Source organism: Mesorhizobium sp. WSM3860 (genome assembly GCF_002294995.1).
Taxonomy (GTDB): domain Bacteria; phylum Pseudomonadota; class Alphaproteobacteria; order Rhizobiales; family Rhizobiaceae; genus Mesorhizobium.
This window is the reverse complement of record NZ_NSGF01000028.1, coordinates 37,433-58,144: the sequence shown is the minus strand read 5'-3', so window position 1 is coordinate 58,144 and position 20,712 is coordinate 37,433. Positions and strand designations below refer to the sequence as shown.

The window sequence follows — 20,712 nt, the reverse complement described above, 5'->3', positions numbered from 1 at the left end:
ATCCTCGATGGCCTCACCGCAACCGAATGCACCAACTACTTCGAAAACGCCGGATACTGTTCAACCTAAAATCATCCGGCTCTAGGCGCTAACCTTCTCGCCAAAGGTCGAGAAGAACTGGCCGGCCAGCTTCTTCGAGGTCGATTCGATCAGCCGGCTGCCGAGCTGCGCGATCTTGCCGCCGACCTCGGCCTTGGCGGCGTATTTCAGGACCGTCGTGTCCGCGCCGTCGGCGGTCAGCGTCACGTCGGCGCCGCCCTTGGCGAAGCCGGCGATGCCGCCCTTGCCTTCGCCCTGGATCGTGTAGGAATGCGGCGGCTTGAGATTCTTCAGCATGACCTCGCCGTTGAAGGTCGCCTTGATCGGCCCGATCTTCAGCACCACGGTGGCGGCCATCTCGGTGTCCGATTTCTTTTCCAGGCTCTGGCAGCCGGGAATCGCCTCCTTCAGGATTTCCGGGTCGTTGAGGGCTTCCCACACTTTCTCGACGGGTGCGGCGATCCGCTCCTCGCCTTCGATCACCAAAGCCATCAAGACCTCCCGGATTGCTGACGTCGATTGGTCCTAGCGCGCGGCCCTTTCCATGTCTATCGCACCAAAGTGCGGGTCTGCGGCGTGTCTGCCTCTTGCCTGCATGAGCGCGTTGTCATATCGATTTGTCATACAAATACGGAGACCACGATGGCAGGCGCCCCCACCAAGAAGAAGAAATTTCGCTCGCAGGAGTGGTTCGACAATCCCGACAACCCGGGCATGACGGCGCTCTATCTCGAGCGCTACCTCAATTACGGGCTGACCCGCGCCGAGCTGATGTCGGGCAAGCCGCTGATCGGCATCGCGCAGACGGGTTCCGATCTCTCGCCCTGCAACCGGCACCATCTCGAGCTCGCCAAGCGCGTGCGCGAAGGCATTGTCTCCATGGGCGGCATCCCCTTCGAGTTCCCGTGTCACCCGATCCAGGAGACCGGCAAGCGCCCGACGGCGGCGCTCGACCGCAATCTCGCCTATCTGAGCCTCGTCGAGGTGCTCTACGGCTATCCGCTCGACGGTGTCGTGCTGGCCATCGGCTGCGACAAGACCACGCCCGCGCTCTTGATGGCGGCGGCGACCGTCAACATTCCGGCGATCGCGCTTTCGGTCGGCCCGATGCTCAATGGCTGGCATAAGGGCAAGCGCACCGGCTCCGGCACCATCGTCTGGGAATCGCGCCAGCGGCTGTCGGCCGGCGAGATCAACTATGACGAGTTCATGGACATCGTCGCCTCCTCGGCACCGTCGACCGGCTATTGCAACACCATGGGCACCGCCACCACCATGAACTCGCTGGCCGAGGCGCTCGGCATGCAGCTGCCGGGCTCGGCCGCCATCCCCGCGCCCTATCGCGAGCGCGGCCAGATTGCCTACGAGACCGGCAAGCGCATCGTCGATATGGTGCATGAGGATCTGAAGCCGTCGGACATCATGACCCGCCAAGCGTTCGAGAATGCCATCGTCGTCAATTCGGCGATCGGCGGCTCGACGAACGCGCCGATCCACCTCAATGCCATCGCCCGCCATCTCGGCGTGCCGCTCGACAATGACGACTGGCAGAACATCGGCCTCAACGTGCCGCTGATCGTCAACCTGCAGCCGACGGGCGAGTATCTCGGCGAGGACTATCACCATGCCGGCGGCGTGCCGGCCGTCGTGGCGGAGCTGCTGAAGGGCGGGCTATTGCCGCACCCCGACGCGATCACCGTCAACGGCAAGTCGATCGGCGACAATTGCCGCGCCGCGGTCAACGAAAATCACGATGTCATCCGCGGCGTCGACAAGCCGCTCAAGAGCAATGCCGGCTTCATCAACCTCAAGGGCAATCTGTTCGATTCCGCCATCATGAAGACCAGCGGCATCTCGCCCGAATTCCGCGAGCGCTATCTCTCGAACCCGAACGATCCGGAGGCTTTCGAAGGCAACGCCATGGTCTTCGACGGCCCCGAGGATTACCACGCCCGCATCGACGATCCGGCGCAGGGCATCGACGAGCACACGATCCTGTTCATGCGCGGCGCCGGTCCGGTCGGCTATCCGGGCGGCGCCGAGGTGGTCAACATGCAGCCGCCGGCCCATCTCATCAAGAAGGGCATCCATTCGCTGGCCTGCATCGGCGACGGCCGCCAGTCCGGCACGTCGGGTTCGCCCTCGATCCTCAACGCCTCGCCGGAGGCAGCGGTCGGCGGCGGGCTGGCGCTGCTCAAGACCGGCGACCGGGTCCGCATCGACCTGAGGAAGGGCACCGCCGATATCCTTGTCAGCGACGAGGAGATCGCCAGGCGGCGGGCAGCGCTGCAGGGCGATGGCGGCTATGACTATCCCGAGCACCAGACGCCCTGGCAGGAGATCCAGCGCGGCATGGTCGACCAGTTCTCGGCCGGCATGGTGCTGAAGCCGGCGGTGAAATATCAGGATGTCGCGCACACCAGAGGCGTGCCGCGCGACAATCATTGAGCAAGCGTCGCGCAGCTTCCGAAAAATAGCGAAGGCGGCCTGACGGAATCAGGCCGCCCTCAGACAAGCAGCTAGAGAATGCCGGCCGGCTGCCAGCCCGCAAGCAACTTAGGCCTTTAAGCAGGCTTCGCCCCGGAAATCGCGACGATGGCTGTCACGCTGGACAGCAGTCCCACCTTGCGAATAACCGGTGGCTGATATGCCTTTTTCATAGGTCCCCGCCTGTAATCAAAATCCCAATCCGCGCTTGATGAACCGACCGGTTGGGCAAATCAAGCCCGTCATTGCGGCGCGGTGGTAGAATCTCGGTTTTAGCGTGGAAAATCAACACCTGGTGGTGCGCATGCCCGCCGGCCCGTGTTAGTGCGGGCTTGATGGACAATACCGCGCCGGACAAAGTACTGGATGTCGCAGTGGTTGGCGCCGGCATGGCCGGCCTGTTTGCGGCCTGGCGGCTACTTGATCAAAGCAACAAGAAGCTGAGAGTCAAGGTTTTCGAGGCTGCAGACCGCGTCGGCGGGCGGGCGTCCTCCGTATCCTTCCCTGGGGAACCGGACTTCGACATCAACCTCGGCGCAACCATGCTGATGCCTGAGCACCGGCTACTGGTGAATTTGCTTGAAAGCCTCGGTATCGGGACCTCGCCCTTCGTCATCGCCTCGGACCAAAACGTCCTCCATCTGCGCGGCAGGAGCATTCCTTACGGCAGGATATCGCGTTTCGCGCCACGGCGGCTGTTTCCTTTCGCGGTGTCGCGTCGGACACAGGAAAAGGGTCCCGCGCGGCTGATGAGGACCGCAGCCGAAAGGATCGCTCCCGGAGCCTCGAAATTCGGCCGGGATGACTGGAACAAGGCAGCGCGCGGGCTTGCCTATCGCGGCCGGCCGCTGAGCCACTGGACGGCGCGCGAGGTGCTCGCGACTGTGCTTACCCGCGAGGAATTGGCGTACCTCGAGGGGGCGATCGGATATTCCCTGATGGTTGACGGACCGAACGCCGCCGAGATTTTCAGGCTGGCGCTTAGCGAGCTGAGCGGCGGGCGGCCCTATCTCTCGCCTGACGGAGGGTTCCAACGGGTAGCTGAGAGGCTCAAAGATCGCATCCACGATAGTGGCGGCGCGGTCCATTGCGGACATGCTGTGGTCGGGCTGACGCCGACCGGCGAAGGGGCAGTCCTGTCTGTCGCCAGTGGTGGCGATGTCTCTGGGGTTGCGGCTCGCAAGGTCATTCTGGCCTTGCCGCGGGAACCGCTGAGCGCGCTTGCCGCAAAATCCGGTCCGCTGCTGGCCGAACGGTTCGCCGACCCTGCGCGCCGAGTCGTTGCCTGGCCCATGCTTGTGCTTGCCGCCTGCTACCGGGATGCCTGGTGGGAACGCCTTGGAATTCAGGGCGGCCACAGCGTCACCGATTTGCCTGTCCGTCAGATATGGCATTTTAGTCGCGCCGCGGGCGATCGCGGAACCGCGCAAAAGGGCGCCGTCGTGATCTATTGCGATGGCCCTGCCATCGGCTACTGGCGCAAGCTGCTGCCACTGCTTGACGCGCAGGATGGCTTTGCCGTCCTGCCTCCGGATCATCCGGTGCTGGCGGAAATCCATCGCCAGATGATCGAAGTCTACGGCTTGGCATCGAAGCCTGAGGATGCGATGGGCGGTTTCGCCCGGGACTGGGGTGCAGGAACCTTTGGTGGAGCCATCCATCTATGGGCCCGCGGGGTCGACGTTGCGAGCGCTGGCGAAACCCACGATCTGGCGCCGGACATCCACATCTGCGGGGAAGCCTGGTCCAACAGCCATGGTTGGATCGAGGGCGCGCTGGAAAGCGCGGAGGCGCTTCTCCAGCGCGACTTCGCATTAATCCCTTGGCTGGCCTGAACGCTGCTTGCCGGAAGATCCGATGCAAAACGATCCCCGATCCCCATATGAGTCACGAGACATCGGAACGAAAGGACCACCGTGGCGAAACGGCGCTCTTCCCTCGGCTTCCTCGGCATGTTCGGGCGTTCGGGCGACTTGCGCCAGCTCGACGATGCCTTGCGCAAAGTCGACTTGCATCCGGCGCTGGTGCCTGAGGGCGTCAAGCTCACCATCGTCAACCTGATGAAGGATCAATGGCCCGAGGAGCCGCCCCCTCAGACTTACCAATCGGTGGCGCAACTCTGCAGCTATTGCGTCGCCGGAGCGGAAACCTTCGAGCGGGCCAATGGCAGGGAGCACACTTTGGAAGCCGAGCGCCGCATCGAGGCCGCGCTCGAAGCCGGCGACAGCTTCGATGCGCAGATCGTGCTGATGACGCTGCATGCCAAGCTGATCAACGCCGAAGTCGTCGAGCGCTATGGGCTGCGTGCAGAGTGATCTGCGAGATCGGAAAGATCAGCCGCCCATTTTGTTGCGCGGCAGCTTGATCATCTCGCCGAAGCGCGCGCGCAGCTTGTCGTCGATGAGCCGCGACACATGGCGCGGGAAGCGCTCGGCCAGCACGCGCTTCTTCTCGGCGATCGCCCGCTGCAAAATGTCGGGCCGGCCCTTCTCGTTCCATTCCTTGGGCGAGAAACGATCGCCAACTGCGGGATAAAAATATTCGGTCTGCATCAGCTTCAAAGTCTGCTCGTTGCCGAGATAGTGGCCGGGGCCCTTGAGGCAGACATCGGCGATCGTGTCGATCGACAGCGCCTCGTCCGTCACCTCGATGCCGCGCACGCATCGCAGGCAGTGGCCGAGCATGTCGTTGTCGATGATCAGGCTTTCGAGGCAGAAGCCGAGCAGCGAGGCATGCATGCCGGCCGATTCGTAGACGAGGTTGAGGCCGGCAAGACCGGCCATCACATCGGTGATGCCTTTCTCATAGCCGGACTGGATGTCGGGCAGCTTCGAATCCGTCATGCCGGCCGCCGAGCCGCCCGGCAGGTCGTAATATTGCGCCATCTGCGCGCAGGCCGCGGTCAACACCGCCTGCTCGGCCGAACCGCCGGACATGGCGCCGGTCCTGAGATCCGACACGAAGGGCCAGGTGCCGAAAATCGCCGGATGGCCGGGCTTGATCGCGTTGACATAGACCAGGCCCATCAGCACCTCGGCCACCGCCTGCACGACGGCGCCGGCAATCGCGGCGGGAGCCGTGGCGCCGGCCTGGCCGGCAGACAAAAGCAGGATCGGAATGCCGCCCTCGACGCAGGCCTCGAGCACGCCGCAGGCGTCCTCGGCGAACTTCATCGGCGGCACAACGAAGCAGTTCGAGTTCGACACGAACGGTCGCGCCCGGAAATTCTCCTCGCCGCCGGCGATCGCATAGAGCATCTCCAGCGCCGGCTTGACGTTCTCGCGCACCGTGAACGAGGTGCCGACATGTTTCGACGTCCCCATCACGCAGGCATAGAGCGTGTTGAAATCCATCTCGAGCGGATCGGGGATGTCGCGCGGCACCATGGTGCGCTGGAAGAAGTGGATGTTGTCGAGCCCATCGACCAGCCGGGCGGCGTCGTAAATGTCCTGCAGCTGCGATTCGCGGTACTCGCGCTTCTCCACATCGACCAGATGCACCGCGGCGCCCGCCGTGCCGTAATGGACGCGCTTGCCCTGGATGACCATGTCGTGCTTGGGATCCTGGCCGTGAAGCGTGAAGTGGCGCGCCGCCTTCTTGATCGTGTCGAGGACCAGCGCGCGCGGCAGGCGGATGCGGCCGTCGTCGCCATAGGTGCCGCCCACCCGGGTCAGCGCCTCGATGCAGGAGGGGATGGCATTGGCGAAGCCCACCGTCTCCAGAAGCGTCAGCACCGCTTCATGGATGCGTTCCTTGTCGTTCTGGCTCAATGGTCCGTAGCTGCCGCCTTCGAGGCCGGCTCGCACCGGACGGATCTCGTCTGCGAGCGGCGCTGCCCGCATCGCGCGGCGCGCTTCGCGCCCGCCGGACCGTCGCGAACGCTGGTCCGACGACGCTTCCTGCTTCTCAAGAGCCACTGACATGGAAAGCACTCCACCTTTGCTTTTTCAGGGGCAGGATGCGCGGCGGTTGGTCCACCATCGGCCTGCCTCGTCCCCTTTATGCCTCGACTATGCCGTCGGCATTGGCACAGCCTATGAGCCAGCCAGTCCCGTCGAATATACCAGAATGCTAAAGCGATTGGGGCGCGCCAAAAAAAGAGCCGACGAAACGCCGGCTCTCATTTCCCAGTCCGGGGTGATCAGGCGGCAGCGGGCCTGCGGCCGGCCGCCGTGGCGAGTTCCCGGATCCCGGGCTCGATGTGCTGCAGCGAGATCGAAGAGATGCCCAAGCGCATGAAACGCGACGGCTTTTCGCTGCGGTCGAAGAACCGGTCGCCGGGTTCGATGATGACGCTGCGCGAAGCGGCCGCTTCGGCGAGCCCTCGTGAATCGGTGCCGCGCGGGCCCTCCAGCCACAACGATGTGCCGCCCGCCGAGTCGGTCGAGCGCCACTCTGGCAGGAAAGCGGAAATCGCATGGACCAGACGCTTGCGCCGCTCGTCGAAAGCGGCGGAGAGCCTGCGCACCAGCGCCTCGTGATGGCCGAGCGACAAAAACAGCGCAACGGCGCGCTGGTTGTTTGCCGGCGGGTGCCTGAGCATGAAGCGGCGCAACGCGCGAAGCTCGGCAATCAGTCCTGCCGAAGCGACGATGTAGCCGAGCCTCAGACCCGGAGCCAGCGTCTTCGACATCGAGCCGACATAGATGACGCGGCCCGAGCGATCGAGGCTCTTCAGCGCCTGCTGCGGCGCCTCGTCGAGAAGCTGGCTGTCATAGCCGTCTTCGATGATGATCTGGTTGTTGCGGTTGGCCCGCGCCAGGAGATCCTGCCGGCGCTCCGCCGACAGCGGCACCATGGTCGGGCAATGGTGGCTGGGGGTGACGAAGACAAAGCCGGAATCGCTGGGGATCGCCGAGGTCACGATACCCGACTGGTCGACCGGAACCGGCTGGATATCGGCGCCGGCGAGCCGGAAGATCGAGCGGGCATCCGGATAGCCGGGGTCTTCCATGGCCACCTTCGAGCCCTTGGTCATCAGCAGCGAGGCGAGCATATAGAGCGCGTTCTGCGCGCCCAGCGTCACGATGATCTCGTCCGGATTGGCGAAGATGCCGCGCCGCGGCAAAAGCCGGGCCTGGATCTGCTCGATGAGCAGCGGATCGTCCCGATCCACCATGTCGGATGCCCAGTTGCGGATCTCCAGCACCGCGAGCGCCATGCGGTTGCACTCGCGCCATTCGGCGGTCGGAAACAGCGCCGGATCGAACTGCCCGTAGACGAACGGGTAGGAGGACTTGATCCAGTTGTCGTGCTTGGCCGGCGGCGGCATGTCGCTGGCGGCGATCTGCCGACGCGCCTTCCAGTCGATCTCGTTCTGCTGGTCGGGCGCCTTCTGGTGCGGCTTGGCGGGGGTAGCCAGCACTTCAGGGTTGACGAAGTGGCCGCGCCGCTCGCGCGCTACCAGAAAACCCTGGTCGACCAGCTGCTGGAAGGCAAGCACCACCGTGCCGCGGGCAACCCCGAGCTTTTCCGCCAGAATTCGGCATGACGGCAGCGGCATCGAAGCGGCGATCTGCCGGTCGAGGATGGCTGCGACGATCGCCTGGCGGATCTGTGCCTGGAGGGTTTGTCCGGATTCGGCCGAAATCCGGAACAGGCCGGACCATATGGCCGTGTCATTGCGCTGTGGCATGGGAGATCATCCTCGGATGGCCAGCTGTTTTCACTTGGCTGGACCAGTCGAGTGTAGGGGTGGCACAAGGGGTTGCGCCAATCAATTTTTCTGATCGCTGGGATTTATGCCAGTGATCCATTGCTCCCGAAAGTGCGCGTCTGCCATGGAGCGGATGTTGCAGGGCATCATAAAAGCGTGATGCAGTGCGTCACTGCCGCGCTTGAACGAAACGGAAATCGGCTCAATACAATGTCGCGACGACACGCGCCGGAAACATCCGGCCTGCTAAAATAGGTCTAAAAACCCGCCAGGAGCCACCATTGGATCAGTCAGCCTTCGACAAGCAGGTCACCGCCCTGCGTGAGCAGCGCGCGGCAGCCAAGGGCACCATGCGCGAAGCTTTCGCCGCCGATCCCAGGCGCTTCGAGAAATTCTCCGCCACCGATGGCGATCTTCTGCTCGACTGGTCGAAATGCGCGGTCGACGCCGACACGATGGCGATGCTGGAGAAGCTCGCCGGCGCCGCCGATCTCGAAGGCCGGCGCGCCGCGATGTTCGAAGGCAGGAAGATCAACATCACCGAAAACCGCGCCGTGCTGCACACGGCATTGCGCAATCTGACCGGCAAGAGTGTCGTGGTCGATGGCCAGGACACCAAGGCCGATGTGATCGCCGTGCTCGACGCCATGGGCGCCTTCGCTGACGCGGTTCGCTCCGGCGAGGCGGCCGGCGCCACCGGCAAGAAGATCACCGACGTCGTGAATATCGGCATTGGCGGCTCGGATCTTGGCCCGGCGATGGTCACGCTGGCGCTCGCTCCCTACCATGACGGGCCACGCGCGCACTATGTCTCCAATGTCGACGGCGCCCATATCCACGACACGCTGAAGGGCCTGTCTCCCGAGACGACCTTGTTCATCATCGCCTCCAAGACCTTCACCACCGTCGAGACGATGACCAATGCCGAGACGGCGCGCAGATGGGTCGAAAAGGCGTTGGGCAAGGAGGCGATCGGCAAGCATTTCGCCGCCGTCTCGACCGCGCTCGACCTGGTGGCCAAGTTCGGCATCGCCTCCGACCGCGTCTTCGGCTTCTGGGACTGGGTCGGCGGCCGCTACTCGGTGTGGAGCGCCATCGGCTTGCCGGTGACGATCGCGATCGGCCCGCGCAATTTCCGCGCCTTCCTCGACGGCGCGCATGAGATGGACGAGCATTTCCGCTCGGCACCCCTGCCAAAGAACCTGCCTGTTTTGCTGGGGTTGATCGGCTGGTGGCACCGCGTCGTCTGCAAATACCCGGCCCGCGCCGTCATTCCTTACGATCAGCGCCTGTCGCGCCTGCCGGCCTATCTGCAGCAGCTCGATATGGAATCGAACGGCAAGAGCGTGACACTGGACGGCGGAGCGGTGACCACGCCGACCGGCCCGCTGGTCTGGGGCGAGCCCGGCACCAACGGCCAGCACGCCTTCTTCCAGCTTTTGCACCAGGGCACCGATTTCATCCCGGTCGAATTTCTTGCCGCAGCCGTCAGCCACGAGCCCGAGCTGAAGACCCACCACGATCTGCTGCTCGCCAATTGCCTGGCACAGTCCGAAGCGTTCATGAAGGGCCGCACGCTGGAAGAGGCGCGCGCGCAGATGCTGGCCAAGGGCATGAAGCCCGCCGATGTCGACCACATCGCGCCGCATCGCGTCTTTTCGGGCAACCGTCCCTCACTCACCATCCTCTACCGGAAGCTTGATCCGCGCACGCTCGGTCGCCTGATCGCGCTCTATGAGCATCGCGTCTTCGTCGAGGGCGCGCTGTTCAACATCAACTCGTTCGACCAGTGGGGTGTCGAACTCGGCAAGGAACTGGCGACAGGCCTGCTGCCCGTCGTGGAAGGCAAGGAGACTGCCGCAAAACGCGACGCCTCGACTGCCGGATTGGTGGCTCATATCCACCAATTGCGCGGCGCGGAGTAAAAGGATTGGCAGATATCAAGGGAATTCTGTTCGACAAGGATGGCACGCTTGTCGACTTCAACGCTACCTGGCTCGGCATTGCCGATTTCATGGCGATGGACGCCGCCGAAGGCGATCGCTGGAAAGCCGACAGGTTGCTCGCCGCCGCCGGCTTCGATTTCGTCAGCAAGCGCTTCAAGCCCGATTCGATCTTTGCCTCGGGCTCGAACATGGACGTCGTCGAGCTCTGGTTCCCGCGCCTGTCGGAAGAGGACCAGATGCTGGCCGTCGCCCGCTTCAACGAGATCACCTCGGTTCAGGGCTCGTCGATGGCTGTCGCGCTGCCCGGTATCGTCGAATCGCTGCGGGCGCTGCACAAGCGATCCTTCCGGCTGGGCGTCGCCACCAACGATTCCACCAGCGGCGCCGAGAAGACGCTCGCCACGCTCGGTGTCGCGCAGCTCTTCGAGGCCGCCTTCGGCTATGATGCGGTCGCGAACCCGAAGCCCGCGCCCGACACGGTCATCGCGTTCTGCGATCTGACGGGACTGAAGCCCGGCGAGATCGCCATGGTCGGCGACAATCGCCACGATCTCGAAATGGCGCGCGCCGGCGGCTGCGGCCTGGCCATCGGCGTGCTTTCCGGCACGGGCACGCGCGACTCGCTGTCGCCGATGGCCGACGTCATCCTGGATTCGGTCGCCGACCTGCCGGATTTTCTCGCCGCGCGGATGAGTGTGCCGGCGGGCTGATCAGGGCTTTCCGGGGAGGAACGCAAACACCCCGCTCGGCTTCGGCGTGCCGCCGCCGTTTCCGCCGACATCGGGCACCTGATATTCGCCAAGCAGGCGAAGCCGCCGCCTCGGCAGCCAGGCGCGGCCCGGGTCGCCGATCAGCACCTCGATGCCGGCAGCCAGGCAGCGGTCGAGGAAGGGGACGATCCGCCGCGCCACCGCCCGCCCGTAGAAAACGTCGCCGGCGAGCACCAGATCGACAGCAGGCGGCGGATCGCCGCTGATGTCCTCGCCGACTATGGTGATGGCGACGCCGTTGGCCTCCGCGTTAAGGCGGAGCGCGATGATGCCGTTGCGGTCGATCTCCGCCGCGGTCACTTCCCTTGCCCCGGCTCGCGCCGCGGCGATACCGACAAGGCCGGAGCCGGCGCCGAGATCGAGCACACGGCGGCCAGCAACGGTTGACGGCCGGTCGAGAACATAGCGCGCCAGCACCGCGCCGCCCGCCCAGGCATAGGCCCAGTAGGGCGGCTGCGGCTCGGCCGCCTGCTCATGCGAGCCGTCCTCCGGCTCCAGTAGCCGCCTCAGCCCGCTGCCGGGATGGGCCGTATAGAGCCGGATTTCAGCCAGCGACGGCACCGGCTGAAGCCGCATGTTCGCCTTGATGAATTCGGCGGGATCGAGGCCGGCGCGACGTACTGGCGTCAGGCCGGCAACATTTTCGCTCAAATCTACTCCCGCAACGCGCGCCGCAGGATCTTGCCGACCGGCGTCTTCGGCAGCTCGGCGCGGAATTCGATGTATCTCGGCCGCTTGTAGCCGGTCAGGTTCTCGCGGCAATAGGCGGTCAGCGTCTCGATGGTGAGCGCTGGATCCTTCCTGACCACGAACAGCTTCGGCACCTCGCCGGAGTGCTCGTCCGGCACGCCGATCGCCGCCACCTCGAGCACGCCAGGGTGCTGCGCCACGACTTCTTCCAGCTCGTTCGGATAGACGTTGAAACCGGAGACCAGGATCATGTCCTTCTTGCGGTCGACGATCTTGGTGTAGCCGCGCTCATCCATGAAGCCCATGTCGCCCGACTTGAAGAACCCGTCCTTGGTCATCACCTTGGCGGTCTCGTCCGGCCGGTTCCAGTAGCCGGCCATCACCTGCGGCCCGCGGATGCAGATCTCGCCGACTTCGCCGAGCGGCACGTTGTTGCCGTCGTCGTCGCGAATGGCGATCTCCGTCGAAGGCAGCGGCAGTCCGATCGTGCCGGTGAAGTCGCTGGAGCTGAAGTTGTTGGCGGTCGCCACCGGCGAGGTTTCGGAAAGCCCGTAGCCTTCGCTCACCGGACAGCCGGTCAGTGCCTTCCAGCGCTCGGCCACGCCTTTCTGCACCGCCATGCCGCCGCCGAGAGTCAGGATCAGCGGCCTGAAATCGAGCTTGCGGAAATCCTCATTGTTGAGCAGCGCGTTGAACAGCGTGTTGAGGCCGGGAAAGATGTGGGCCGGGTATTTCTGCAGTTCTTTGACGAAGCCCGGAATGTCGCGCGGGTTCGGAATGAGCACGTTCTGCGCGCCTTGCTGCATGCCCATCAGCGCGTTCACCGTCAGCGCGAAGATGTGGTAGAGCGGCAGCGCGCAGACGAAGTTGAGATGCGCCGGCTTCGGCTTGACCGTATAGGCGTCTTCCACCCAGAGCGAATTCTGCGCCACGTTGGACAAGACGTTGCGGTGCAGCAGCGTCGCGCCCTTCGAGACGCCGGTCGTGCCGCCTGTATATTGCAGGAAGGCGATATCGTCGCCCGACACCGCCGCGGGCTTGAAGGTGAGACCCGCGCCCGTTTTAAGCGCGGCGTTGAATTTGACATGGCCGGGCAGCGACCAGGCGGGAACCATCTTCTTCACCCGCCGCACGACGAGGTTGACGATCGCGCCTTTCAGCCCGCCCAGCATATCGCCCATCGCCGCCACCACGATATGCTTGACCGGCGTCCTGGCGATCACCGCCTGCAGCGTGTTGGCGAAGTTCTCCAGAATGACGATGGCCTGCGCGCCGGAATCCTTGAGCTGATGCTCCAGCTCGCGCGGCGTATAGAGCGGGTTGATGTTCACCACCGTGAAGCCGGCGCGAAGCACTGCCATCATCGCTACCGGGTATTGCAAAACGTTCGGCATCATCAGCGCCACGCGCGCGCCCTTCTCCAGCCCCTTCGACTGCAGATAGGCGCCGAAGGCCGCCGAAAGCCGCTCGAGCTCGGCATAGGAGATCGACTTGCCCATGCACACGAACGCCGGCCGGCTGGCGAACTGCTTGCAGGCGCCGACAAGGAAGTCGCCGATGGAATTGTAAGGCAGCGGACCGATCTCGGCCGGCATGTTCTTCGGATAGTTTTTCAGCCAAGGCTTTTCTGGCAACCCTGCCGCGAGTTCCGTGATCGCCTTCGGCAGCCGTTTGGGCGTTCCCGAGGCCGCCTTTGCGGCCGCAGGCCTGTCGGCCTTTGCGGTTGCAGCCTTGGCAGTGGATGTGGGGTTCGTCTTTTTTGCAGCGGCAGTCGGTTTCACAGTGGCCTTCGGCTTAGAGCCGGGCTTTGCAGGTGACGGCGTTTTGGCTGGCGAAGCGGTCTTAGAAGATGAAGCCTTGGGCGCGCCCGCATTGACGGTCGCGGCCTTGGCTCTTGCCTTCGCGGGGGGCGTTGTCTTTGCTGCTTTTGCCACCAAAATCCCTCCCTGGTGTCCTGGTCTTGCTGCTGGGCCGCGTCTCCTTCCGATATCGGACGCGTTCCTCCGCTGCGGCCGATTGCGGATTCCAAGAAATCCAGCCTGACGTCTATGTATTGCCTCTATCAGCGGCCGTGCAAGTCTTGCCCCAGCGGTAGCGGCGGAAAGATTTGCCGCCGAAATCTCTTTCCTCGACGCCGCCTTCAGGCGCGTCCCAACGAGGAACCGGGATCGCAGGCAGGAGCTCCTCGCTGCATTTCGGAGGAGGCTCGATCAATAAAAAAATGCGGTTGTTAACATTAGCGTGAGCGAAAAATTGTGCTCATTTTTTCCGCTGGCTGAGCAAAATACGGATTCTTCTCCTGCTTACCATGGGGTACGCAAACGGGGTGTTCCAAAGCCCCAAAAACGGTGCTTATATGCGCGCTTCGCGAGCCTGATAGAGGGGCTTGGAAGAACATCAGGGAGTGCTCAATGAAAAAGACAATGACTTTTGCAGCCGCGTTGCTGGCTGCAAGCGTCCTCGGCGGGATGGCCAATGCTAAGACGCTTGTTTATTGCTCGGAAGCGTCGCCGGCCAATTTCGATCCGGGTACCACGACGGGCGGCAACGACTTCGACGCTTCGTCGCGCACGGTCTATTCGCGCCTGGTCGAGTTCAAGCACGGCGGCACCGAGATCGAGCCGGGCCTCGCCGACAAATGGGAAATTTCCGACGACGGCCTGGTCTATACTTTCCACCTGCACCCGGGCGTGAAGTTCCAGACCACCGACTATTTCAAGCCGACGCGCGACCTCAATGCCGATGACGTCGTCTTCTCGTTCGACCGTCAGTTCAACAAGCAGAATCCGTGGAACGGCGAGAAGTATCTGCCGAACCTGACCTGGGACTATTACACCGGCATGGACATGCCGAAATACGTCGCCAAGTGGGAAAAGGTCGACGACCTCACTGTCAAGCTGACGCTGACCGAGCCGAACGCGCCGATGCTGGCCAATCTCGGCATGGACTTCGCCTCGATCGTGTCGAAGGAATATGCCGACCAGCTCGAGAAGGAAGGCAAGATGGCCGACTTCTCGACCAAGCCGATCGGCACCGGGCCGTTCCAGTTCGTCGACTATCAGCTGGATTCGGTCATCCGCTATGCGGCGAACCCCGACTACTTCAAGGGCAAGGAGAAGATCGACGATCTCGTCTTCGCCATCACACCTGACGCGACCGCCCGCATCCAGAAGGTGCTGGCCGGCGAATGCGATGTCGCTCCCTATCCGAACCCGGCCGACATCGCCACCATCAAGGCCAACAAGGACGTGACCCTGATGGATCAGGCCGGCCTCAACATCGGCTACATGAGCTACAACACGACGATCCCGCCGCTCGACAAGCCGGAGGTTCGTCACGCGCTCAACCAGGCGATCGACCGGGAAGCGCTGATCAAGTCGCTGTTCCAGGACGCTGGTGCAACGCCGGCGCAGAACCTGATCCCGCCGACCATGTGGTCGTGGAACAAGGATGTGAAGTTCGATTCCTATGATCCGGAGGCGGCCAAGAAGGTGCTGGCCGATGCCGGGCTGAAGGAGATCCAGCTCTGGGCCGCTGACCGCGTGCGTCCCTACAACCCGAACTTCCAGCGCGCGGCTGAGCTGATCCAGGCCGACTGGGCCAAGGTCGGCGTCAAGGCCAATATCGTCAACTACGAGTGGACCAAGTATCGCGAGGAAGGCAAGAAGAAGGAGCGTCCCGGCGCCTTCCAGATCGGCTGGACCGGCGACAATGGCGATCCGGACAATTTCTTCGCCACCCTCTTCGCGTGCTCGGCCATCGGCGTCTCGAACTACTCCAGCTGGTGCGACAAGGACTTCGAGGACCTGATCCAGAAGGCCAAGAAGACCAGCGACCAGGGCGAGCGCACCAAACTCTATGAGCAGGCGCAGGAAATCTTCGCCAAGCAGGCGCCGGCCTTCCTGCTCGCCCACAGCCAGGTCTATGCCGTTGTCCGCAACAACGTCAGCGGCTTCAAGATGGACCCGCTCGGCATTCATCGCTTCGACGGCGTTGACAAGGCCGAGTAATATTTGCGAACGGGGCGGCGCGAATTATCGCCGCCCCATTCCATTTCACGATGCTCAGATATCTCCTCAACAAAATCGCACTTCTGATCCCGACGCTCGTCGGCATCACCATCTGCGCCTTCGCCTTCGTCCGGCTGCTGCCCGGCGATCCGATCCTGGCCATGGCCGGCGAGCATGGCGTCACGCCAGCGCGCTACGAAGAGCTCAAGGAACAGTTCGGCTACAATCTGCCGGTCTGGGAGCAGTATGCGCGCTATGTCGGCGAGGTCGCCACCGGCGATTTCGGCGTCTCCATTTCCTCCAAGCGCCCGGTTCTCCAGGAGTTCAAGACGCTGTTCCCGGCGACGCTGGAATTGTCCTTCTTCGCCATGATCTTCGCCATGGTGATCGGCATCCCGGCGGGCATATTCGCGGCCGTCAAGCGCGGATCATGGTTCGATCAGTCGTTGATGGGCACCGCGCTGGTCGGCTATTCCATGCCGATCTTCTGGTGGGGCCTGCTGCTCATCATCTTCTTTTCCGGCTATCTCGGCTGGACGCCGGTGTCGGGCCGCATGGGCCTGCAGTTCTTCCTGAAGCCGATCACCGGCTTCATGACCATCGACAGCATCCTCTACGGCAAATGGGACGCGCTGCGTTCGGCGCTCAGCCATCTCGTCCTGCCGGCGATCGTGCTCGGCACCATTCCGCTGGCGGTGATCGCGCGCCAGACCCGTTCGGCCATGCTCGAGGTGCTCGGAGAGGACTATGTCCGCACCGCCCGCGCCAAGGGCCTTTCCGCCGCCCGCGTCATCGGTGCGCACGCACTTCGCAACGCCCTGATCCCGGTCGTCACCACCATCGGCCTGCAGGTCGGCACGCTGCTTGCCGGCGCTATCCTCACCGAAACCATCTTCGCCTGGCCGGGCATCGGCAAGTGGATGGTCGATTCCATCTTCAAGCGCGACTATGTCGTCGTGCAGTCAGGTCTGCTTTTGATCGCCCTCATCGTCATGGCCGTTAACCTCATCGTCGACGTGCTCTATGCCGTCATCAACCCGCGCATCAGGGCGGCGTGATGAGCCAGTCGACCGAAATCGCCCCGATGGCCGCCGGCAGCCCGGACCGGCTGACCGGCTTCAAGACCTTCTGGCACTATTTCTCGGTCAACCGCGGCGCCGTCATCGGCCTGGTCGTCTTCATCCTTTTGGTGCTGGCGGCGCTGTTTGCGCCGTTGCTCGCGCCCTATGCACCGGACGTGCAGGACAAGACCGCGTTCCTCAGGCCGCCGGCCTGGCAGGCGGGCGGCAGCTCGCAATATATCCTCGGCACCGACCCGGTCGGCCGCGACATGCTCTCGCGTCTGCTCTACGGCGCGCGCTTCTCGCTGCTGATCGGCGCCGTCGTCGTCACGCTGGCGCTCGTCGGCGGCATCACGCTCGGCCTGCTGGCAGGCTATTTCCGCGGCTGGGTCGACGTCGCCATCATGCGCATCATGGACCTGATCCTGGCGTTCCCATCGCTGCTCCTGGCGCTGGTGCTGGTCACCATCCTCGGGCCCGGCCTGTTCAATGCGATGCTGGCGATCTCGCTTGTCCTGCAGCCGCATTTCGCCCGCCTGGTGCGCGCTGCCGTGATGGCTGAGAAGAGCCGCGAATATGTCGTGGCTGCCAAGGTCGCCGGCGCCGGGCACCTGAGGCTGATGCTCAAGACCATCCTGCCGAACTGCCTGGCGCCGCTGATCGTCCAGGGCACGCTGTCCTTCTCCAACGCCATTCTCGAGGCGGCAGCGCTCGGCTTCCTCGGCCTCGGCGCCCAGCCGCCGACGCCGGAATGGGGCACCATGCTCGCCTCGGCTCGCGAATTCATTCTGCGCGCCTGGTGGGTGGTGACTTTCCCCGGCCTTGCCATACTTATCACGGTGCTCGCCATCAACCTGATCGGCGACGGCCTGCGCGACGCGCTCGATCCGAAGCTCAGGAGGTCGTGATGGCATTGCTCGACATCCAGAACCTCGTCGTCGAGTTCCAGACCGCGTCAGGCCCGTTCCGTGCCGTCGACGGCGTCTCGCTCCATGTCGACGAGCGGGAGGTGCTGGCCATCGTCGGCGAATCCGGCTCCGGCAAGTCGGTGTCGATGCTGGCGGTTATGGGCTTGTTGCCCTGGACGGCCACTGTCACCGCCGACCGCATGACGTTTGGCGGCCGCGATCTCCTCAAGATGAGTCCGGCCGAGCGCCGCAAGATCATCGGCAAGGACATTGCCATGATCTTCCAGGAGCCGATCGCCAGTCTCACTCCTTGCTTCACCGTCGGCTTTCAGATCGAGGAAGTGCTGCGCTTCCATCTCGGCATGGATCGCGCGCAGCGCCGGGCGCGTGCCATCGAGTTGTTGAAGCAGGTCGGCATTCCGGAGCCGGCCGAGCGGCTCAACTCCTTCCCGCATCAGATGTCGGGCGGCCAATGCCAGCGCGTCATGATCGCGATGGCGATTGCCTGCAATCCGAAGCTCCTGATCGCGGATGAACCGACAACGGCGCTCGACGTCACCATCCAGAAGCAAATTCTCGACCTGCTTGTGTCGCTGCAGGCCAAATACGGCATGGGCCTGATCATGATCACCCACAATATGGGCGTGGTCGCCGAAACCGCTGATCGCGTCATCGTCCAGTACAAGGGGCGCAAGATGGAAGAGGCCGGCGTGCTGTCGCTGTTCGAGAACCCGAAAAGCAACTACACGCGCGCGCTGCTGTCTGCGCTGCCGGAGAACGCCGTTGGCGACCGGCTGCCGACCGTCTCCGACATGCTGTTCGAGCCGGCGCCTCCAGAAGCTAGTGCATGATCGGAGCCGGCGCATGACCAAGGTTGTCGAAGGCAGGAACATCAAGCGCGACTACCATGTCGGCGGCGGCCTGTTCCGCCCCGCGCGTACGGTGCATGCGGTGAAGGGCGTCTCCTTCAGCGTCGAGAAGGGCAAGACGCTCGCCATTGTCGGCGAAAGCGGCTGCGGCAAGTCCACGCTCGCCCGCATCATCACGCTGATCGATCCCGCGACCGCCGGCGATTTGTTCATCGACGGCAACAAGGTCGACATCGCCAAGGACGGGTTGACCAAGGAAATGCGCCGCAAGGTGCAGATCGTCTTCCAGAATCCGTACGGGTCGCTTAACCCGCGCCAGAAGATCGGCGACGTGCTCGGCGAGCCGCTGCTGATCAATACCGACAAGCCGGCCGAGGAACGCCGCGACCTGGCGATGAAGATGCTGAAGAAGGTCGGCCTCGGCCCCGAGCACTACAACCGCTATCCGCATATGTTCTCCGGCGGCCAGCGTCAGCGCATCGCCATTGCCCGCGCGCTGATGCTGAACCCGAGCCTGCTGGTGCTGGACGAGCCGGTCTCGGCGCTCGATCTTTCGGTGCAGGCGCAGGTGCTCAACCTGCTTGCCGACCTGCAGGACGAGTTCCAGCTGACCTATGTCTTCATCAGCCACGATCTGTCGGTGGTGCGCTACATCGCCGACGACGTGATGGTGATGTATTTCGGCGAGGCGGTCGAATACGGTCCGCGCGATGAAGTCTTCTCCAACCCTCAGCACAGCTACACCAAGACGCTCTTCGCCGCGACGCCTCGCGCCGACGTGGCGAGCATCAAGGCGAGGCTGGCGAAGAAGAAGGCGGCTTGAGCCCGGAGGTCGTCATCCTCGGGTCTGCGCCGCGTCGCTTCGCCCCGTGCTTCGCCGGTGGATGACGAAGCCAAGAGCGCGGCGCCCTACCTCCCCCTTGTGGGGAGGTCGGACCGAAGGTCCGGGTGAGGGTAAAGCGCCAACTTACGACAGCATCGCGATGATCGCCCGCAGTGCCTCCCCAAACCGGTGCACTTCCTCGACCGTGTTGTAGTGAACCAGCGAGGCGCGGATCGCGCCGCTGTCCATCGACAGGTTGAGCCGCTTCATCAGCCGTGGCGCGTACATATGGCCGTCGCGGATGCCGATCTGCATGGCCGCCATCTCCTCGACGATCCTCTGCGGCGAGAGTGTGCCGATGTTGAAGCAGAAGGTCGGCACGCGCTCATGGATGCGCGCCTCGTCGGCGACGCCGTAGATTGTCGCGCCGCAGTCCTTCAGCACCTTCATCATCTCGCGCGCCAGCATCAGCTCGTAGTCGCGGATGGCACTCATGCCGGCGACGATGTTTTCACGGCGCGAGCGGTTGTTCTCGGCTAGGAAATTGCGACCGACCGATTCCAGATAGCGGACGGCGGCATCCATGCCTGAGACGTTCTCGTAGATGAAGGTGCCGGCCTCGACCTTGTAGGGCGGCTCATCCGGGATGAAATCCTCGCGGAAGGTCGGCAGCCGCTTCAACGTTTCGAAGCGGCCCCAGAGAAAACCCATATGTGGCGAGAAATTCTTGTAGCCTGAGCAGACGAGATAGTCGCAGTCCCAGGCCTGCACGTCGATCAGCCCGTGCGGCCCGTAATGCACGCAGTCGAGGAACGCTTCCGCGCCTGCCGCATGCGCGATCTTGGCGACCGAAGCGACATCGACGATCGAGCCGATCGAGTGCGCGGTCACGGTGCAGGCGACGAGCCGGGTGCGGTCCGACATCAGCGGCTTGAGGTCGTCGACATGTAGATTGCCGTCCTCGCGCATGCGCCACCATTTGAACCTGGCGCCGGCCTGCTCCAGCGCCAGCCATGTTGCGATGTTGGCGTCATGGTCCATGTCGGTGACGACGATCTCGTCGCGTTGCGAAAGCATCTGGCCGATGCCGAGGCTGACCAGGCGGATGAACGAGGTGGCGTTCATTCCGAAGCAGATCTCGGACGGGCTGTAGGCGTTGATCAAAAGCGCCACGCTTTCACGCGCTTCGGCGACGGATTGGTCGACGGCGACGCTGCGGCCGTAGCGGCCGCCGCGCTGCACGTTGTGCCGGACCAGATGGCTGGTCACCGCGTCGAGCACGCTTTGCGGGATCTGCGCACCGGCGGCGTTGTCCATGAAGATGAAGTCGCCGGCCTGCCGGATCGCAGGGAACATGGCGCGGATCTTCTCGACCGGGAACGAAGCGGCGCTCTCCTGCGCTTTCGAAACATGGTGCTGGTTCACGGGAGTCTCCTTCAGGTCATCGGGGGTA

17 protein-coding genes are annotated in these 20,712 nt (G+C 63.7%); 11 read left to right on the top strand and 6 right to left on the bottom strand.

Features of this window, described 5'->3' with window-relative positions; translation table 11 throughout:
- Window positions 1-81: 81 nt before the first annotated feature.
- Window positions 82-531 (bottom strand): carbon monoxide dehydrogenase subunit G, encoded by a 450-nt coding sequence (locus tag CK220_RS28560; RefSeq protein ID WP_095814724.1) that lies wholly within the window; start codon window positions 529-531, stop codon window positions 82-84.
- A gap of 150 nt (window positions 532-681) precedes the next feature.
- On the opposite strand from CK220_RS28560, the gene CK220_RS28555 reads away from it, so the two are divergent.
- The 3 genes from CK220_RS28555 (at window position 682) to CK220_RS28545 (ending at window position 4,841) form a co-directional block, all read left to right on the top strand.
- The gene (locus CK220_RS28555) at window positions 682-2,487 is read left to right on the top strand and encodes an IlvD/Edd family dehydratase (protein WP_095814723.1); all 1,806 of its coding nucleotides are present in this window, start codon (window positions 682-684) and stop codon (window positions 2,485-2,487) included.
- Between the two features lie 263 nt (window positions 2,488-2,750).
- Window positions 2,751-4,361 (top strand): FAD-dependent oxidoreductase, encoded by a 1,611-nt coding sequence (locus tag CK220_RS28550; protein ID WP_141245246.1) that lies wholly within the window; start codon window positions 2,751-2,753, stop codon window positions 4,359-4,361.
- Window positions 4,362-4,442: 81 nt separating this feature from the next.
- On the top strand, window positions 4,443-4,841 hold the full coding sequence (locus tag CK220_RS28545) for a hypothetical protein (protein ID WP_095814721.1): 399 nt from the start codon (window positions 4,443-4,445) through the stop codon (window positions 4,839-4,841).
- An 18-nt stretch (window positions 4,842-4,859) separates the two neighbouring features.
- Here CK220_RS28545 and CK220_RS28540 read toward each other — a convergent pair whose 3' ends face one another.
- Together CK220_RS28540 and CK220_RS28535 are read right to left on the bottom strand one after the other, a co-directional pair.
- Window positions 4,860-6,449 (bottom strand): trimethylamine methyltransferase family protein, encoded by a 1,590-nt coding sequence (locus CK220_RS28540; protein WP_095814720.1) that lies wholly within the window; start codon window positions 6,447-6,449, stop codon window positions 4,860-4,862.
- A 218-nt stretch (window positions 6,450-6,667) separates the two neighbouring features.
- On the bottom strand, window positions 6,668-8,161 hold the full coding sequence (locus CK220_RS28535) for a PLP-dependent aminotransferase family protein (protein ID WP_040974759.1): 1,494 nt from the start codon (window positions 8,159-8,161) through the stop codon (window positions 6,668-6,670).
- Window positions 8,162-8,463: 302 nt separating this feature from the next.
- On the opposite strand from CK220_RS28535, the gene pgi reads away from it, so the two are divergent.
- Window positions 8,464-10,107, top strand: coding sequence for a glucose-6-phosphate isomerase (pgi, locus tag CK220_RS28530; RefSeq protein WP_095814719.1), 1,644 nt, complete (start codon window positions 8,464-8,466; stop codon window positions 10,105-10,107).
- 5 nt (window positions 10,108-10,112) lie between these two features.
- Entirely contained in the window at window positions 10,113-10,838 is a 726-nt protein-coding gene (locus CK220_RS28525) for an HAD family hydrolase (protein ID WP_095814718.1), read from the top strand.
- On the opposite strand, the gene CK220_RS28520 is transcribed toward CK220_RS28525, so the two are convergent.
- Together CK220_RS28520 and CK220_RS28515 are read right to left on the bottom strand one after the other, a co-directional pair.
- Complete coding sequence (locus tag CK220_RS28520; protein WP_095814727.1) at window positions 10,839-11,474, bottom strand: 50S ribosomal protein L11 methyltransferase; 636 nt, start codon at window positions 11,472-11,474, stop codon at window positions 10,839-10,841. It lies immediately after the preceding gene.
- Between the two features lie 77 nt (window positions 11,475-11,551).
- Entirely contained in the window at window positions 11,552-13,255 is a 1,704-nt protein-coding gene (locus CK220_RS28515; protein ID WP_280952767.1) for a long-chain fatty acid--CoA ligase, read from the bottom strand.
- Here CK220_RS28515 and CK220_RS32665 point away from each other — a divergent pair.
- The 6 genes from CK220_RS32665 to CK220_RS28490 all read left to right on the top strand — a co-directional run bounded on the left by CK220_RS32665 (window position 13,239) and on the right by CK220_RS28490 (window position 19,259).
- Complete coding sequence (locus CK220_RS32665; protein ID WP_245429431.1) at window positions 13,239-13,631, top strand: hypothetical protein; 393 nt, start codon at window positions 13,239-13,241, stop codon at window positions 13,629-13,631. The genes CK220_RS28515 and CK220_RS32665 overlap by 17 nt on opposite strands.
- Before the next feature lie 368 nt (window positions 13,632-13,999).
- The gene (locus tag CK220_RS28510; protein ID WP_095814716.1) at window positions 14,000-15,598 is read left to right on the top strand and encodes an ABC transporter substrate-binding protein; all 1,599 of its coding nucleotides are present in this window, start codon (window positions 14,000-14,002) and stop codon (window positions 15,596-15,598) included.
- A gap of 50 nt (window positions 15,599-15,648) precedes the next feature.
- Window positions 15,649-16,656, top strand: coding sequence for an ABC transporter permease subunit (locus CK220_RS28505; protein ID WP_095814715.1), 1,008 nt, complete (start codon window positions 15,649-15,651; stop codon window positions 16,654-16,656).
- 26 nt (window positions 16,657-16,682) lie between these two features.
- A complete protein-coding gene (locus CK220_RS28500; RefSeq protein WP_245429432.1) occupies window positions 16,683-17,567 on the top strand; it encodes an ABC transporter permease subunit in 885 nt (294 codons plus the stop codon).
- Window positions 17,567-18,418, top strand: a complete 852-nt coding sequence (locus CK220_RS28495) for an ABC transporter ATP-binding protein (protein WP_095814713.1) — start codon at window positions 17,567-17,569, stop codon at window positions 18,416-18,418. Before CK220_RS28500 ends, CK220_RS28495 begins: the two co-directional genes overlap by 1 nt.
- A 13-nt stretch (window positions 18,419-18,431) precedes the next feature.
- Complete coding sequence (locus tag CK220_RS28490) at window positions 18,432-19,259, top strand: dipeptide ABC transporter ATP-binding protein (RefSeq protein ID WP_095814712.1); 828 nt, start codon at window positions 18,432-18,434, stop codon at window positions 19,257-19,259.
- A gap of 144 nt (window positions 19,260-19,403) precedes the next feature.
- On the opposite strand, the gene CK220_RS28485 is transcribed toward CK220_RS28490, so the two are convergent.
- A complete protein-coding gene (locus CK220_RS28485; protein WP_095814711.1) occupies window positions 19,404-20,684 on the bottom strand; it encodes a cysteine desulfurase-like protein in 1,281 nt (426 codons plus the stop codon).
- Window positions 20,685-20,712 lie beyond the last annotated feature (28 nt).

Excerpts from the sequence above, each read along its gene's own strand:
- CK220_RS28560 (WP_095814724.1), bottom strand. The coding sequence starts at position 531 with ATGGCTTTGGTGATCGAAGGCGAGGAGCGGATCGCCGCACCCGTCGAG.
- CK220_RS28555 (WP_095814723.1), top strand. The coding sequence starts at position 682 with ATGGCAGGCGCCCCCACCAAGAAGAAGAAATTTCGCTCGCAGGAGTGG.
- CK220_RS28540 (WP_095814720.1), bottom strand. The coding sequence starts at position 6,449 with ATGTCAGTGGCTCTTGAGAAGCAGGAAGCGTCGTCGGACCAGCGTTCG.
- CK220_RS28535 (WP_040974759.1), bottom strand. The coding sequence starts at position 8,161 with ATGCCACAGCGCAATGACACGGCCATATGGTCCGGCCTGTTCCGGATT.
- CK220_RS28520 (WP_095814727.1), bottom strand. The coding sequence starts at position 11,474 with ATGCGGCTTCAGCCGGTGCCGTCGCTGGCTGAAATCCGGCTCTATACG.
- CK220_RS28510 (WP_095814716.1), top strand. The coding sequence starts at position 14,000 with ATGAAAAAGACAATGACTTTTGCAGCCGCGTTGCTGGCTGCAAGCGTC.
- CK220_RS28505 (WP_095814715.1), top strand. The coding sequence starts at position 15,649 with ATGCTCAGATATCTCCTCAACAAAATCGCACTTCTGATCCCGACGCTC.
- CK220_RS28500 (WP_245429432.1), top strand. The coding sequence starts at position 16,683 with ATGGCCGCCGGCAGCCCGGACCGGCTGACCGGCTTCAAGACCTTCTGG.
- CK220_RS28495 (WP_095814713.1), top strand. The coding sequence starts at position 17,567 with ATGGCATTGCTCGACATCCAGAACCTCGTCGTCGAGTTCCAGACCGCG.
- CK220_RS28490 (WP_095814712.1), top strand. The coding sequence starts at position 18,432 with ATGACCAAGGTTGTCGAAGGCAGGAACATCAAGCGCGACTACCATGTC.